The sequence below is a fragment of the Kosakonia sp. AG348 genome, assembly GCF_003337365.1.
Lineage (GTDB): Bacteria > Pseudomonadota > Gammaproteobacteria > Enterobacterales > Enterobacteriaceae > Kosakonia.
Window position 1 is genome coordinate 170,540 of the sequence record NZ_QPJR01000003.1, and the last position, 16,142, is coordinate 186,681.

The 16,142-nt window shown below is 55.1% G+C and carries 12 protein-coding genes and 3 tRNA genes; 11 read left to right on the forward strand and 4 right to left on the reverse strand.

Annotated features, from left to right (window positions below; all coding sequences use genetic code 11):
- Window positions 1-24 precede the first annotated feature (24 nt).
- The 3 genes from mscM to rsgA form a co-directional block, all read right to left on the reverse strand.
- Complete coding sequence (mscM, locus tag DFO56_RS07885; protein WP_020456221.1) at window positions 25-3,357, reverse strand: miniconductance mechanosensitive channel MscM; 3,333 nt, start codon at window positions 3,355-3,357, stop codon at window positions 25-27.
- 24 nt (window positions 3,358-3,381) lie between these two features.
- Window positions 3,382-4,350, reverse strand: a complete 969-nt coding sequence (asd, locus tag DFO56_RS07890) for an archaetidylserine decarboxylase (RefSeq protein WP_020456222.1) — start codon at window positions 4,348-4,350, stop codon at window positions 3,382-3,384.
- A gap of 98 nt (window positions 4,351-4,448) precedes the next feature.
- A complete protein-coding gene (gene rsgA / locus DFO56_RS07895) occupies window positions 4,449-5,504 on the reverse strand; it encodes a small ribosomal subunit biogenesis GTPase RsgA (RefSeq protein ID WP_020456223.1) in 1,056 nt (351 codons plus the stop codon).
- 94 nt (window positions 5,505-5,598) lie between these two features.
- Here rsgA and orn point away from each other — a divergent pair, with 94 nt between their 5' ends.
- The 4 genes from orn to DFO56_RS07915 all read left to right on the forward strand — a co-directional run bounded on the left by orn (window position 5,599) and on the right by DFO56_RS07915 (window position 6,763).
- Window positions 5,599-6,144: an oligoribonuclease gene (gene orn, locus DFO56_RS07900; protein ID WP_020456224.1), complete on the forward strand. Its 546-nt coding sequence runs from the start codon at window positions 5,599-5,601 to the stop codon at window positions 6,142-6,144.
- Between the two features lie 255 nt (window positions 6,145-6,399).
- Window positions 6,400-6,475: transfer RNA gene (locus DFO56_RS07905), tRNA-Gly, on the forward strand.
- A gap of 63 nt (window positions 6,476-6,538) precedes the next feature.
- Window positions 6,539-6,614, forward strand: a tRNA-Gly gene (locus DFO56_RS07910).
- Window positions 6,615-6,687: 73 nt separating this feature from the next.
- Window positions 6,688-6,763 (forward strand) — tRNA-Gly (locus tag DFO56_RS07915).
- Window positions 6,764-7,032: 269 nt separating this feature from the next.
- Here the strand turns inward: DFO56_RS07915 and queG are convergent.
- A complete protein-coding gene (gene queG, locus DFO56_RS07920; RefSeq protein WP_045513740.1) occupies window positions 7,033-8,172 on the reverse strand; it encodes a tRNA epoxyqueuosine(34) reductase QueG in 1,140 nt (379 codons plus the stop codon).
- Between queG and nnr the strand changes: the two genes are divergently transcribed.
- From nnr to hflX, 7 genes are all read left to right on the forward strand, one after another.
- Window positions 8,171-9,697 (forward strand): bifunctional ADP-dependent NAD(P)H-hydrate dehydratase/NAD(P)H-hydrate epimerase, encoded by a 1,527-nt coding sequence (gene nnr, locus DFO56_RS07925; protein ID WP_045513738.1) that lies wholly within the window; start codon window positions 8,171-8,173, stop codon window positions 9,695-9,697. The two genes, queG and nnr, sit on opposite strands and share 2 nt — an antisense overlap.
- Window positions 9,690-10,151 (forward strand): tRNA (adenosine(37)-N6)-threonylcarbamoyltransferase complex ATPase subunit type 1 TsaE, encoded by a 462-nt coding sequence (gene tsaE, locus DFO56_RS07930; RefSeq protein ID WP_017459175.1) that lies wholly within the window; start codon window positions 9,690-9,692, stop codon window positions 10,149-10,151. The genes nnr and tsaE overlap by 8 nt, the downstream gene beginning before the upstream one ends.
- A 16-nt stretch (window positions 10,152-10,167) precedes the next feature.
- A complete protein-coding gene (amiB, locus tag DFO56_RS07935) occupies window positions 10,168-11,496 on the forward strand; it encodes an N-acetylmuramoyl-L-alanine amidase AmiB (protein WP_020456227.1) in 1,329 nt (442 codons plus the stop codon).
- A gap of 11 nt (window positions 11,497-11,507) precedes the next feature.
- Window positions 11,508-13,364: a DNA mismatch repair endonuclease MutL gene (gene mutL / locus DFO56_RS07940; RefSeq protein ID WP_045513736.1), complete on the forward strand. Its 1,857-nt coding sequence runs from the start codon at window positions 11,508-11,510 to the stop codon at window positions 13,362-13,364.
- Entirely contained in the window at window positions 13,357-14,307 is a 951-nt protein-coding gene (gene miaA, locus DFO56_RS07945; protein WP_045513734.1) for a tRNA (adenosine(37)-N6)-dimethylallyltransferase MiaA, read from the forward strand. Before mutL ends, miaA begins: the two co-directional genes overlap by 8 nt.
- Window positions 14,308-14,403: 96 nt before the next feature.
- On the forward strand, window positions 14,404-14,709 hold the full coding sequence (gene hfq / locus DFO56_RS07950; RefSeq protein ID WP_017459171.1) for an RNA chaperone Hfq: 306 nt from the start codon (window positions 14,404-14,406) through the stop codon (window positions 14,707-14,709).
- A gap of 75 nt (window positions 14,710-14,784) precedes the next feature.
- On the forward strand, window positions 14,785-16,065 hold the full coding sequence (hflX, locus tag DFO56_RS07955; protein WP_045513732.1) for a ribosome rescue GTPase HflX: 1,281 nt from the start codon (window positions 14,785-14,787) through the stop codon (window positions 16,063-16,065).
- Window positions 16,066-16,142: the final 77 nt, after the last annotated feature.

Below are 16,142 nucleotides of genomic sequence, written 5' to 3' on the forward strand. Positions count from 1 at the left end.
GCCTGAGGCGCCTTTTTTGTTGGCTTACAAACTGCCCGCCGGGCGGCTGCTTTTGCCGGAGGACGTCAGCGTCCTTGCCGTGCGTTTGCCGTCGAGACTCTCCAGACGCATCTGGAACGGCGGGAACGGCAAATCGATACCGTGTTCGCGGAAGCCCGCCAGAATCAGCTGGTGGATTTCGTGGCGCAGCGGCATGCGATGCCCCATTTCCGCCGCATAAATGCGTAGCTCAAACAGTTGCAAACCTTGCTGCAAATCGACGAGGAACACTTCCGGCGCCGGGTTATCAATCACCAGCGAACAGCGTTCGGCCGCGGTGTAAAGAATTTGCGTTACCTCTTCGCTGTTGGCATCGGCGGGTGCCGGTACCGTCAGCACCACGCGCGTGACCGAATCCGACAACGACCAGTTAATAAACTGTTCGGTGATAAACGCCTTGTTCGGCACGATGATCTCTTTGCGATCCCAGTCGCTGATGGTCGTCGCGCGCGTATTGATCTTGGTGACGCTACCGGTCAGATCGCGGATCGTCACCGTATCGCCAATGCGGATTGGTTTTTCAAACAGGATAATCAGGCCAGAGATAAAGTTGGCGAAAATCTCCTGCAAGCCAAAACCCAGCCCAACGCCGAGTGCCGCGACCAGCCACTGTAATTTAGCCCACTCAATACCGATCATCGAGAAGCCTACCAATCCACCAAACAGCATTAACAGATATTTGGTGATCGTGGTGATGGCATAACCCGTGCCCGGTGCCAGATCCAGATGTTGCAGTAGCGCCAGCTCCAGCAAGGCGGGGAGGTTGCGCACCAGTTGGGTGGTGATAATAAACACCAGGATGGCTATCAGCACTGCGCCGAGGGTGATGGGCTCCAGGCTTTCCACGCCTTGTACCGTTGAGGTGACATCCCATAGCGGGATATTTTCCAGAAAGCCAAAGGCGGAATGGATTTCGGACCACAGCACAATCACCGACAGCAGGGCGATCAGCATCAGGATCGAACGCACCAGGCGCAATGACTGTACGCTGATAGCATCAAGATCGACTTCCGGCTCATCCACCTCGGCAGTGCCTTCGGTACTGGTGTGATGGGGAACATCTTCTTCACCACGGGCGCGCTGGGCGAGGATCTCCGCGCGGCGGTGGCGGGCGCGTTCAAAGGCCAGACGGCGGCGCTGGATTAGCATCCAGCGGCGGATGATGTGATAGACCACCAGCAACAGGAACCAGATGGCGACCGAGGTTTCCAGACGCGCCAGCAGCGCCTGCGCCGTAGCCAGATAACCCACGCAGGCAGCCAGAATCGCCGCCAGAGGCGCGCTGAGCAACAGGTTCCACAGCAGGTGGTTGGGCATATTTTCACTGCTGCCAGCTTTATCAACATACAACGGGATCCCGGCACGCTTCAGGCTTAGCGTCACAATCGCCAGCGCCCCGCAAATCAGAATAAAACAGAGCCGCCCCAGCGACGCCGAGAACTCACGATCGTTAAGGTTATCAAACATGATCAGCGCCATGATCAGCGGCACAATAAAACCGATGCTCATCAGGTAATAACGCATCCCTCTTGCCACACGGTTACGCGGCCAGCCGAAGTGGGCGACAAATAAGCCGGTCGGGCGGGCGAACGTGGCGCAGATCATCACCACCCACAGCAGCGGCACGGTGGCGGTTACGCCGTCGCCAATCGCCACTGCCAGCGGGTAGGGCCAGGCTTCCTGCAAACCGTAGCCGAGCGTTTTCCACAATACCGGCAGCGGCGATGCAACCAGAATCGACCAGAACACCGTACGCATGGTGAGCCAGAAGTGATCCTGCGTCACTTTGCCCACGCGCGCGCTGGAACGCTCCAGAAAGCGCGTAAAGTGACGACGGGAGTAAATGCTAAAGCCCACCAGCAGCAACGCGCCAAACAGTGGAAATAGCGTCTCTTTGCTGGTGAGCATCATGGCGCTGGCTTTGCCCAACTGGTTGATGGTATCGAGCGAAAGCAAGCGACGCAGATCCTGCACGATCTCAATCGGCCAGGCGAAGGAGATAGGGCTGACATCCGCCGTCCAGAACAGATAGCGGTGCGTAGCTTCATTCACTTCTTTTAGCGCGTCTTCCAACTGGCTATTGGAAACTTTGAGCTTGGTGAGTTCAAGGATTAGCGTATCGCCGCCTTGCAATAGCGAATTCAGCAGTTCGCGCTGGGTGCGCAGTTGTGCTTCCAGAATGCGGTTTTGCTCAGCCGTCAGCGCCTGACCATCCGCCTGGCGGATTTGTCGCAGTTGCGGCTGCTTGTTCAGCAGATCTTCATAGCGCATGCGATGCACACGCAACTGCGCCATTTCGGTATCAAGCTGCTGCGGTTTTGGCATCTCTGGCAGACGAGCGACCTGTGCGCGTAGCGCTTCACCGAGCATATTGGACGCGCCAAGCCATTGCGATTGTTCACGCAGGGTATTCAACGCCTGACGAACCTGCAATGTCTGCCCGGTGGCCTGGCGCTGCTGTGATGCCACCAGATCCATACGCTGCGCCTGCTGGTTCAGCGCCTGTGACAACTCGCGGTTAATGCGGAACTGCTCGACAATTCCCGCCGGTAAGTTGGCGCTGTTTTCGGCCAGTAATTCGGTGCTTTCCAGCGCCTGTTCCGCTTCGCGCTGGCGCTGGCTGTTGAGTTGATTACGCAACGCTTGTAAATACGCGTCTAATTGCTGGCTCTGTTTTTGTGCCAGCTCGGAGCGCATGCGCGCCAGCTCCTGGCGGTTATTTGCTGATAGCTGTGCCAGCTCCAGTTCGTCAACCAATGCTTTCAGCTTCGCGGATTCCGCCTGCGCGCCAAAGTTTTGTGCTTGTGCCAGCGGGGTATTGCTGTTTTGCGCCCCGAGGCGGCGTTCAACTTCGGTGACCTGGCGGCGTGCGTCGGTTTGCTGCTGCGGTAGCTGACTTAGCGAATCGCTAATTTCCCGCGCGCGCTCCTGCTCCTGCTGCGCTAAACGGGTTTTCTCCAGCAACTGGCTGCTGACTTGCAGGATCTCCTGATTCAGCGCGTCGCTGCTCATGCCCGCCGGAACGGGTTTCGGTTCATCACGCAGGTTATCGAGCTGCGCGCGCAACGTTCTGGAGAGTTTGGGGAAGTTATCAATGACTTCTTGATATTGTTTGGCGCGCTCGAGTGAACCTTTACGTTCTTCGAGCGCGTTTAGCGCGGCCTGGAGCACCTCGACGGTTTCGGCCTGATCCGGCGTGTTTTTCGCCGCTTTGGCTTGCTCCAGCTCCTGGGCGATTTGCCGGGCATCGGGGGCCGTTGCGGCGATAGCCCCCAGGCTGAGGCACCAGGCCATCAGAAAAACGATAATCAGGCGCACATCAGTCTCCAGAATGGTTAAGGCTTAGCTTTCGTCTTGCTTGTCGTCTACCAGCGGGCTGGCGTCATGCTCTGCTTTGATTTCCGCTTCCGGAAGCGGTGCCGGTTGTGCATCAACAGGCGCGAAGGTTTCGGCGGAAATCGCCAGCGGCTGGCCAATTTTGGTCACTGACAGGCTCTGTAACTGCTCGACTAAATTCACTTTGCCCGGCGCAAACAGGTTAATTACGGTAGAACCGAGTTTGAAACGGCCCATCTCCTGGCCTTTCAGCAGGGCAACCGCGCCTTCGCTTTCACCGGCAGGCCAGGTCCAGCGTTTGATGATGCCTTCGCGTGGTGGAGTGATGGTGCCCGCCCATACGGTTTCGATGCTGCCGACAATCGTCGCGCCGACAAGGATTTGCGCCATCGGACCAAACTCGGTATCAAACAGGCAGATCACGCGTTCGTTACGGGCAAACAGGTTCGGCACGTTCTGCGCCGTCAAATGGTTTACGGAGAAAAGATCGCCCGGCACGTAAATCATCTCGCGCAGGATGCCGTTGCACGGCATGTGCACGCGGTGATAGTCGCGCGGCGAGAGATAGGTGGTGACAAAGCTACCGTTACGGAACAGATCCGCCATCAGGTAGTTGCCCGCCAGCAGCGCTTCCAGGGTGTAGTTGTGCCCTTTGGCCTGCAGAATTTTGTCGTTATCGATAGCGCCAAGTTGGCTAATCACACCGTCCGCAGGCATCACCAGCACGTTCGGGTCAGTATCGAGCGGGCGCACTTCGTCACGCAGTGGGCGGACGAAAAAGTCGTTAAAAGTGCGGTAGCTGGCGGTGTCCGGCTTCTGCGCTTCTTTCATATCGACCTTGTAGTATTTTACGAACAGATCGATAACCAGTTTGGTCAGCCAGCCTGCACGTTTGCTCGCGCCCCAGCCCGCCAGGCGAGTGAGCCACAGTTTAGGCAGAATGTATTGAAGCGAAAGTTTAAATGAGTTTAACAAGGTAGCCTCCAGGCTATTGTTTTTGTCGTTCCTGACCCGGCGCGTAAGCGCCGAAGCCTTTAAAAAGGGGACGATTTTAGCGACGCTAAGCGTAGTTGTCAGTCATCAGATTCAGAAAAGCTTTTACGCGTTTTTACTTGCGACATGCTCTCAAGAATGCGGTGGTAGTTTTCAAACCGACTTTCGGCGATTTCGCCTTTCTCTACCGCTTCGCGGATGGCGCAACCTGGGTCGGTATCGTGCTTGCAGTCGCGGTATTTGCAATGACCAAGATAGTCATGGAATTCGACAAAGCCGTTGGTGATTTGTTCCGGTTCGAGATGCCAGAGGCCAAACTCGCGAACGCCCGGTGAATCAATCACATCGCCGCCATGTGGGAAATGATACAGCCGCGCCGCAGTCGTGGTGTGCTGGCCAAGACCAGAGACGTCGGAAACGTCGTTGGTGAGGATTTGATCTTCCTGAAAATCGAGCAACGCATTGAGCAGGCTCGATTTCCCCACCCCGGACTGACCCGCAAAAATGCTTATGCGGTCGGTCAAGGCTTCAACAAGCGGTGCCAGCCCGTCTTGCGTATGGCTTGAAACCATCAGCACCTTGTAGCCAATCCCACGATAGATATCCATCTGCTCGTTAACGAAGCGCAAGCTGTCGTCATCCAGCAGATCAATTTTGTTCAGCACAATTAACGGCTCGACCTGCAGGGTTTCACACGCCACCAGATAGCGGTCGATGATATTGAGCGATAACTCCGGCAGGATAGCGGAAACCACGACGATCTGGTCGATGTTTGCCGCGATCGGTTTGACGCCATCGTAAAAGTCAGGGCGCGTCAGCACCGAGGTGCGTTCATGGACCGCTTCTACGATGCCTTTCACGCTGACACCTTCTGCCGCCTCTTTACCCGGACGCCATACCACGCGATCGCCGGTCACCAGCGAGCGGATAGTGCGACGTATGTTGCAGCGATGCACTTCGCCATCGGCGGATTCCACATCGGCGTGCATGCCAAAGCGGCTGATCACCACCCCTTCGGACGGATCGCCGAACAGGTTGTCATCGTAGTCAGCTTTCTCCGCAGACGTTTTTAGTCGGCGCTGATGGTTCGCATTGACGCGGCGCTGCTGCCCTTTGGAGAGTTTATTTTTACTCAATCGTGCTGGCTCCTGGTCGCCCCGGATGGGCAAAACGACTATGATACACGCAATTTTAGATGAATATAGTTACGCGAGAAGGGTGGAAAATAGCATGAGCGCAAATGAAAACAACCTCATTTGGATCGATCTTGAAATGACGGGGTTAGATCCCGAGCGCGATCGCATTATTGAAATCGCGACGCTGGTGACCGATGCAAACCTCAACATTCTGGCGGAAGGTCCGGTAATTGCCGTTCACCAATCCGACGCGCAATTAGCGCTGATGGATGACTGGAACGTACGTACGCACACCGGTAGCGGCCTGGTGGATCGCGTCAAGGCCAGCCAACTGGATGACCGTGCGGCAGAACTGGCGACTATAGCGTTCCTGAAAGAGTGGGTACCTGCGGGGAAATCGCCGATTTGCGGCAACAGTATCGGCCAGGATCGCCGCTTTCTGTTTAAGTACATGCCGGAGCTCGAAGCCTATTTCCACTATCGCTACCTGGATGTCAGCACGTTGAAAGAGCTGGCGCGCCGCTGGAAACCGGAAGTGCTTGAAGGGCTGAAAAAGCAGAACACGCATCAGGCGCTGGATGATATTCGCGAATCGGTGGCGGAACTTGCTTACTATCGCGAGCATTTTATTAAGCTGTAATACAAAAGCGGCGCGGAGCCGGAAATTTTAGCTTCGGCTCTGTAAGCCACTAACCGCGCGACTTTGCTGGAAAAATGCGCGTTTTGTCGATTAAATCGGCACTTGAACAAAAAAAGCGAAAATTTGCTTTCGGGGGCTTGCAGCAGGAAGGATTTCTCGTATAATGCGCCTCCCGTGAAGACACAGAAATGTGCAACACGGCATCACGAAATTTTAGTGAAAAGCATAAGCAACTTACTGAAAAATCGATGATAAGCGGGAATAGCTCAGTTGGTAGAGCACGACCTTGCCAAGGTCGGGGTCGCGAGTTCGAGTCTCGTTTCCCGCTCCAAAATTTGAAATGCACCATCCAGATTTACTGGCTTCGGCATTGACGTTGAATCCAGATAAATATGCGGGAATAGCTCAGTTGGTAGAGCACGACCTTGCCAAGGTCGGGGTCGCGAGTTCGAGTCTCGTTTCCCGCTCCAAATTTGAAATGCCGAAAGGCACGCACCATCCAGATTTACTGGTGACGGCAAGCAAGCCAAACCAGATAAGTATGCGGGAATAGCTCAGTTGGTAGAGCACGACCTTGCCAAGGTCGGGGTCGCGAGTTCGAGTCTCGTTTCCCGCTCCAAATTTTCAAATCCAATAAATTATCCACAGCGGGTTTCCTCGTTGGGGACGTTTTTTATTGTCTTCGCTAAACGTTTGTGAACAGACTTATCCACAGGCGAGCCTTTCATTCGCAACACAACGATTACTTCGATAAGCAAACGATTTTCTTTTAATGCGTTGAAAATAAATAAGAAAATAACATTTCAAACTGTTAACGCGATCGCTTGACGATTTTGTGAACGTTGAATCGTAATGTGTTTTTAATTTTATTCACAAGCTGTGGATGGCTCAGGCATCGCGCGGTAACCCTTTTTCAACCACCCGAACCAGCCGTTGTTTTTTCGACGTCTGGACTTCCACCACGTAGGCGTTACGCTTCTCAATTTGCTGCGCAATCGCCCACTGTATGTGTTCGTCGAGAAGTGGGTGCTCACCCAGACGTTGTTCCAGTGCCTGAATATTGGCAACGTCCCACGGCGCATTCCCCAGCGCGACGGCAATATTCCGCAGCCAGCGCAGATGACCAATACGGCGTATGGCCGAACCCTCAGTAATTTTCAAAAAATACGCCTCGGTCCAGCCGAACAGTTCAATCAACTCTGGAGCGTGCAGCGCTTTACGCGGGCTGAAATCCTCTTCTTCGGTTAACTGAGAGAAACGGTTCCACGGGCAGATCAACTGACAATCGTCACAGCCGTAGATACGGTTACCTATCAGCGGACGAAATTCTTCTGGGATAGCCCCTTCCACCTCAATGGTGAGGTAAGAAATGCAGCGCCGGGCATCGACCGTATAGGGTTCAACAATTGCCCCGGTCGGGCAGATGGTCATGCAGGCCACACAGCGGCCACAGCCTTCTTCCACCGGTTGGTCGACGGGAAGCGGTAAATCGATCAATAACTCGCCAAGGAAAAAGAACGAGCCAGCGTCACGGCTTAAGATAAGTGAGTGCTTACCTGTCCAGCCAAGCCCGGCTTTTTCCGCCAGCGGGCGCTCGAGAATGGGCGCAGAATCGACAAAAGGTCTAAAATTCAGCGAAGCACATTGCTGCTGGATCAGCTCGCCGAGCTTTTTTAACCGGTTGCGCAGCAGCTTATGGTAATCACGGCCCAGCGCATAACGACTGACATAGCCAAGCGTCGGGTTTTTCAACGTGCTGGCGAAGGCCGCTTGTGCGGGAAGGTAGTTCATTCGCACGCTGATTACACGTAGCGTGCCGGGGAGAAGCTCGTGGGGACGGGCGCGCATCATGCCGTGACGCGCCATCCACTCCATCTCGCCGTGATATTGTTTATCCAGCCATGCCTGTAACGCAGGTTCGCTGGCGCTGAGATCGGTATCGGTAATACCGACCTGCTGAAAACCCAGTTCAGTGCCCCACTGTTTGATTTGTTGCGCTAAGTGATTGAGATCGAGGGGTTCTGACATGACGGACCATACAATGAAGAAAATCGCAGCAAGTATACCACACTCTGTCTGGCCTGCTGAGGACCTCAGACGCGCTGAAAAAGAGGCGGCGGATAGCCTTGGCATTACGCTTTATGAACTGATGCAGCGCGCGGGAGAAGCGGCGTTCAACATTGCGCGGGAATACTTTCCTGATGCGCGTTGCTGGCTTGTGCTTTGCGGCCACGGTAATAACGGTGGCGACGGCTATGTGGTGGCGCGTTTAGCCGCAGCGGCGGGGCTTTCCGTGACGCTGCTGGCGCTGGAAAGCAACAAACCGCTGCCGGAAGAGGCCGCGCAGGCGCGCGAGGCGTGGCTCAACGCGGGTGGCGAGATCCATGCGGCTGACGTTCTGTGGCCGGAACAGGTTGATCTCATAATTGATGGGCTGCTTGGCACCGGGCTGACCAGTGCGCCGCGCGATGATGTGGCGGCGCTGATTGATCATGCCAATGCGCACCCGGCTCCCGTGCTGGCTCTGGATATTCCCTCTGGCCTGAATGCGCAAACCGGCGCGGCCACTGGTGCGGTGATGCAGGCGCGTCATACGGTGACGTTTATCGCCCTTAAACCTGGTTTGCTAACGGGCAAAGCGCGCGATGTGGTTGGTCAATTACATCACCATGCGTTGGGGCTTGACGCCTGGCTTTCAGGCCAGCAAACATCAATTTCCCGTTTTGATGCCACCCTGCTTACCCAATGGTTTACGCCACGGCGACCCACTTCGCATAAAGGTGATTTCGGGCGGCTGGTGATTATCGGTGGCGATCACGGAACGGCTGGCGCGGTGCGCATGGCGGGAGAAGCTGCGTTGCGCACAGGCGCTGGCCTGGTGCGGATTCTGACACGTAGCGAGAATATTGCGCCCATTATTACCGCGCGTCCGGAATTGATGGTGCACGAACTCACCGCCGAGTCGCTGGATGAGAGCCTTGAATGGGCAGATGTGGTGGTCATTGGCCCCGGTCTTGGGCAACTGGAGTGGGGTAAAAAGGCGCTCCAGAAAGTGGAAAATTTTCGCAAACCGATGTTATGGGATGCGGATGCGCTGAACCTTCTGGCAATCAATCCCGATAAACGTCACAATCGCGTTCTGACGCCGCACCCCGGCGAAGCCGCTCGCCTGCTTAACTGTAGCGTGGCAGAAATTGAAAGCGACCGCTTACTTTCCGCGCGGCGTCTGGTAAAACGTTACGCAGGTGTTGTCGTGCTGAAAGGTGCGGGTACGGTTATCGCGAGCGACGATGGCGAAACGGGCATTATTGATGCCGGTAACGCCGGGATGGCAAGTGGCGGAATGGGCGATGTGCTGTCGGGCATTATCGGTTCACTACTGGGGCAAAAATTGAGCCTGTATGACGCGGCCTGCGCCGGCTGTGTCGCGCACGGCGCGGCGGCGGATCGCCTGGCGGTGCAGCACGGCCAGCGAGGCATGCTGGCAACCGATCTTTTTAGCACGCTGTTGCGTGTTGTTAACCCGGATGTAATTGAAACAGAAGATGATTAATCGAGTTATTCCTTTACCTGACGAGCAATCAACACTGGATCTCGGCAAGCGTGTGGCGCAGGCCTGCGACGGCGCGACAGTGATTTATTTATATGGCGATCTTGGTGCAGGTAAAACCACCTTTAGCCGGGGATTTCTGCAGGCTTTAGGCCATAACGGCAATGTCAAAAGCCCGACTTACACACTGGTTGAACCTTACACCCTCGATAAATTAATGGTGTATCACTTCGATTTGTACCGCCTTGCGGACCCGGAGGAGCTGGAATTTATGGGGATCCGTGATTATTTTGCCAACGATGCGATTTGTCTGGTCGAGTGGCCGCAACAAGGTGCGGGTGTACTGCCTGACCCGGATGTCGAAATCCATTTAGATTACCAGGCGCAGGGGCGTGAGGCGCGCATTAGCGCTGTATCCTCATCTGGCGATTCGTTACTGGCACGTATGGCCGGTTAACCGGAAGGATGACGGAATGATCTGTCGCGTGAAAAGTTGGTTGGCACTCGCTTTGTTACTGCTGTGTACACAGGTGAGTGCGGCGAGTTTAGCGGATATTCAGGTGTCGAATGGCGATAGCCAGGCGCGTATTACCTTCAGTTTTATGGGCGATCCTGACTATTCGTTTTCGCAGCAGGGCAAGCGCAGCGTTGCGCTGGACATCAAGCAGACCGGCGTGATTCAGGGTCTGCCGCTGCAGTTCAGTGGCAATAATCTGGTGAGAAGCATTCGTGCCGGTACCGCACAGGACAACCAGTCGATTCGGCTGGTGGTGGATCTGACGCAGAACGGCAAAACCCGCGCGGTGAAACAGCAAAGCGGAGCGGGCTACACTGTCGTCTTTACCATTGATGCTGATGTTCCTCCGCCCCCACCGCCGCCAAAAGTGGTAGTGAAACGCGCAGAAACCCCGGCGGTTATGCCGCAACAAACGGCACCGGGACGCAACCCGTTTAAAGGCGAAAACGATCGCATCACCAGCGTCACCAGCAGTAATACCATCACGCGGCCTGCGATGCAGTCGCGCGCGGTTTCTGGCGATAAAGTAGTGATTGCCATCGATGCCGGGCACGGCGGTCAGGACCCCGGCGCGATTGGCGCAGGGGGAACGCAGGAGAAAAACGTCACTATCTCTATCGCGCGGAAACTGCGGACGTTACTGAATGGTGACCCCATGTTCAAACCGGTCATGACTCGCGATGGCGATTACTTTATTTCGGTGATGGGCCGCTCCGACGTGGCGCGTAAGCAGAATGCAAACTTTCTGGTTTCGATCCATGCCGATGCCGCGCCTAACCGCGATGCAACCGGCGCTTCGGTATGGGTGCTGTCTAACCGCCGTGCAAACAGTGAAATGGCGGGCTGGCTGGAGCAGCATGAGAAACAATCCGAGCTGCTTGGCGGCGCGGGCGATGTGCTGGCAAATAGCCAGTCTGACCCTTATTTGAGCCAGGCGGTGCTGGATTTACAGTTCGGCCATTCGCAGCGCGTAGGCTATGATGTCGCCACCAGTATGCTCAGCCAGCTTCAGCGTATCGGTGCATTACATAAACGCCGCCCGGAACACGCCAGCCTTGGCGTTCTGCGCTCACCGGATATTCCGTCGGTGCTGGTCGAAACAGGCTTTATCAGTAACAGCAGCGAAGAGCGGCTACTGGGAAGCGATGCCTACCAGCAACAAATTGCCGAAGCGATTTACGGTGGGCTGCGTAACTATTTCCTCGCACATCCGTTGCAATCCTCGCCGCAGAGCGGCGGGCAAACCGCCAGTGCGGGCTCATCTGCTAACGGGCTGCTTAACTAAGGATTTATTTCATGCCGATACAGGTTCTACCGCCACAGCTTGCGAACCAGATCGCCGCGGGCGAAGTGGTTGAACGCCCTGCGTCGGTGGTGAAAGAGTTAGTGGAAAACAGCCTTGATGCTGGCGCAACGCGCATTGATATTGATATCGAGCGCGGCGGCGCGAAGTTAATTCGTATCCGTGATAACGGTGTCGGCATCAAAAAAGAGGAGCTGGCGCTGGCGCTGGCACGTCATGCCACCAGTAAAATTGCCTCTCTGGATGACCTGGAAGCGATTATCAGTCTTGGTTTTCGCGGCGAAGCGCTGGCGAGTATCAGCTCGGTTTCCCGTTTAACGTTGACTTCCCGTACAGCCGAACAGCAAGAAGCCTGGCAGGCTTATGCCGAAGGGCGCGAGATGGCGGTGACGGTGAAACCCGCTGCGCACCCGGTGGGCACGACGCTCGAAGTGCTGGATCTGTTTTACAACACGCCGGCGCGGCGCAAATTTATGCGCACGGAAAAAACCGAGTTCGGCCATATCGATGAAGTTATCCGCCGTATCGCACTGGCGCGTTTTGATGTCACCATTAACCTCAATCACAACGGTAAACTGGTGCGTCAGTATCGAGCGGTTGCTGAAGGGGGGCAGAAAGAGCGCCGCCTTGGCGCGATTTGCGGTACGGCATTTTTAGAGCAGGCGCTGGCCATTGAATGGCAGCATGGTGACCTAGCCCTGCGCGGCTGGGTGGCCGACCCCAAAAGTACCTCCAGCGCTTTCGCTGAAATCCAGTATTGCTATGTAAATGGCCGCATGATGCGCGACCGGCTGATAAACCACGCCATTCGCCAGGCATGTGAAGATAAGCTGGGCGCGGATCAGCAGCCTGCGTTTGTGCTTTATCTGGAAATCGATCCGCATCAAGTGGATGTGAATGTCCATCCGGCAAAACATGAAGTGCGCTTTCATCAGTCGCGCCTGGTACATGATTTTATCTACCAGGGCGTGTTAAGTGTGCTGCAACAGCAGATAGAAACACCGTTACCGCTTTCTGAAGAACCCGCGCCAAGAGCGCTGCCGGAAAACCGTGTCGCGGCAGGGCGTAACCAGTTTGCTGAACCGCTGATCGCTCGCGAGCCGCCAGCACCGCGTGTTTCCACTCCTTCTTCTGGGGGAGCGCGTAGCAATACCGCAGGGGCTCAACCGTGGCCTAACGCTCAGCCGGGTTATCAGAAACAGCAGGGGGCGCTGTATCGGCAATTGCTGGAAACCCCGGTTGTCGAACGTAAAAATGAAAACGTGGCGCCTGTCGCTCCGGCACTGGACGGGCACAGCCAGAGTTTTGGTCGTGTATTAACGCTTATTGCGCCGCATTTTGCGCTACTTGAGCGGGACGGAAAACTGGCACTACTGGCGCTGCCGGTTGCTGAACGCTGGCTGCGCCATGCACAACTGTCGCCAGACCACGCGCCTGCCTGCGGTCAACCGTTATTGATTCCGGTGCGTTTAAAAATCTCTGCGCAAGAGAGCGCCGTATTGAAGCGTGCCCAGGCAGTGCTTGCGGAAATGGGCATCGAATTTGTTCCCGATGGACAACACGTGACCATTCGCGCAGTGCCTTTACCCTTGCGCCAACAAAATTTACAAATCTTGATTCCCGCTCTGATAGGCTACCTGGCGCAGCAGACAAGCATTGATGCGGTGAATATTGCTCACTGGCTGGCGCGCCAGCTGGCGAGTGAGCATCCACAATGGAGTGTGGCGCAGGCGATAACCCTGCTTGCCGACGTTGAACGGCTTTGTCCGCATCTGGTGAAGACCCCGCCGGATGGTTTATTACAACCTGTTGATTTACAAAAGGCGATGAACGCCCTGAAAAATGAGTGAAGTGAGTAAGGCTGGCCTGCCGAAGGCTATTTTTTTGATGGGGCCCACGGCCTCCGGCAAAACCGCATTAGCCATTGAGCTTCGTAAAGTTTTGCCAGTAGAGTTGATAAGCGTAGATTCAGCCCTTATCTATCGGGGAATGGATATTGGTACCGCCAAGCCGAGCGCGGAAGAGTTACAGGCTGCGCCGCACCGGTTGTTGGATATTCTCGATCCGGCGGTAGCCTATTCCGCCGCTGATTTTCGCCGCGATGCGCTGGCGGAGATGAAAGAGATAACCGATGCAGGGCGAATTCCTCTGCTGGTGGGCGGTACGATGCTCTACTTTAAGGCGCTACTGGAAGGGTTATCGCCTCTTCCGTCGGCAGACGCGCAAGTGCGAGCAGACATTGAAAAACAGGCGGCAGAGCGGGGATGGGAAGTGTTGCATCAGCAGTTGCGGGAGATCGATCCCGTTGCCGCAGCGCGGATTCATCCAAATGATCCGCAAAGGCTTTCCCGGGCACTGGAAGTTTTTTTCATTTCGGGTAAAACTTTAACGGATCTGACGCAAACGTCAGGAGACGCTCTGCCTTACCAGGTGCATCAGTTCGCCATCGCCCCGGCGAGCCGTGAACTGCTCCATCAACGAATCGAGCAGCGTTTTCATCAGATGTTGGCTTCAGGTTTTGAAGCAGAAGTGCGGGCGCTTTTTGCTCGTGGTGATTTGCATACGGATATGCCTTCCGTTCGTTGTGTGGGATACCGCCAGATGTGGTCATACATTGAAGGCGAAATTTCATACGATGAAATGGTTTATCGAGGTATTTGCGCGACGAGGCAGTTAGCCAAGCGGCAGATAACCTGGTTGCGGGGCTGGGATGGCGTTCACTGGTTAGAGAGTGAAAAGCCGGAAAAGTCTTACCGTGACGTGCTACAGGTTGTTAGTGCTATCGCAGGGTGAATGTGTACAATTAAGTCGTATGGCGCGCAAATTTTTACGCAGTTTTCAGAACTTACGAGTTCTAAGTACAAAACAAGCATATAAGGAAAAGATAGAATGGCTAAGGGGCAATCTTTACAAGATCCGTTCCTGAACGCACTGCGTCGGGAACGTGTTCCAGTTTCAATTTATTTGGTGAATGGTATTAAGCTGCAAGGGCAAATTGAGTCTTTCGATCAGTTCGTGATCCTGTTGAAAAACACGGTCAGTCAGATGGTCTATAAGCACGCGATTTCAACTGTTGTTCCATCTCGTCCGGTTTCTCATCACAGCAACAATGCCGGCGGCGGTACCAGCAGTAACTACCATCACGGTAGCAACGCGCAGGGCTCTGCACAGCAGGAAGGCGAAGAGACCGAATAAGGTTGACGGCTGATTTTCCAGATCGGGGAGCCAGTAAAGCTGTGTTCCCCGCTGGTATTTTATGAGGGTTTACGCTTGTTTGACCGTTATGACGCCGGTGAGCAGGCGGTACTGGTACACATCTATTTTTCGCAAGACAAAGATATGGAAGACCTCCAGGAGTTTGAATCTCTGGTCTCTTCCGCCGGTGTCGAAGCAATGCAGGTGATTACCGGTAGCCGTAAAGCACCGCATCCAAAATATTTTGTTGGTGAAGGTAAAGCAGTTGAAATTGCGGATGCCGTAAAATCTGCGGGCGCTTCTGTTGTGCTCTTTGATCATGCGCTAACCCCAGCCCAGGAACGTAACCTGGAGAGACTGTGCGAATGTCGAGTCATCGATCGCACCGGTCTGATATTAGATATTTTTGCCCAGCGTGCGCGTACGCATGAGGGGAAATTGCAAGTTGAGCTGGCGCAGTTGCGCCACCTGGCGACACGCCTTGTGCGTGGCTGGACCCACCTTGAACGACAAAAGGGCGGCATTGGTTTGCGCGGTCCGGGTGAAACCCAGCTCGAAACCGACCGTCGTTTGTTGCGTAATCGTATTACTCAGATCCTCTCGCGCCTCGAAAAGGTTGAAAAGCAGCGTGAACAGGGGCGTCGTTCCCGCACGAAAGCCGATATTCCAACGGTCTCGCTGGTGGGGTATACCAACGCCGGTAAATCCACGCTGTTTAACCAGATAACGGAAGCGCAGGTCTACGCGGCCGATCAGCTATTCGCCACCCTCGATCCGACGTTGCGTCGTATTGATGTCGCGGATGTCGGTGAAACGGTGCTGGCAGACACGGTAGGGTTTATTCGCCACTTGCCGCACGATTTGGTTGCCGCGTTTAAAGCAACCTTGCAGGAGACACGCCAGGCGACGTTGTTACTGCATGTGATTGACGCCGCCGATGTGCGAGTACAGGAAAACATCGATGCAGTGAACACCGTGCTGGAAGAGATTGAGGCACACGATATCCCGACGCTGCTGGTGATGAACAAAATCGACATGCTGGATGATTTCGAACCGCGTATTGACCGGGATGAAGAGAACAAACCGATCCGTGTCTGGCTCTCCGCGCAGACAGGGGTTGGCGTACCACTGTTATTCCAGGCTTTGACTGAGCGTCTTGCGGGTGAAGTGGCGCAGCACACGCTGCGATTACCGCCGCAGGAAGGGCGTCTGAGAAGTCGGTTTCACCAGCTTCAGGCAATAGAAAAAGAGTGGATGGAAGACGATGGCAGCGTAGGTATGCAGGTGCGTATGCCGATCGTCGACTGGCGTCGACTCTGTAAACAAGAACCGGCACTCGAAGAGTACATCGTTTGACCGGCAGCCTGAAGATTTTTCCCCTTTGGGGGTGCCCGCCAAAGGCCGGGTATACACCGCAAATAAATATGGAGCAC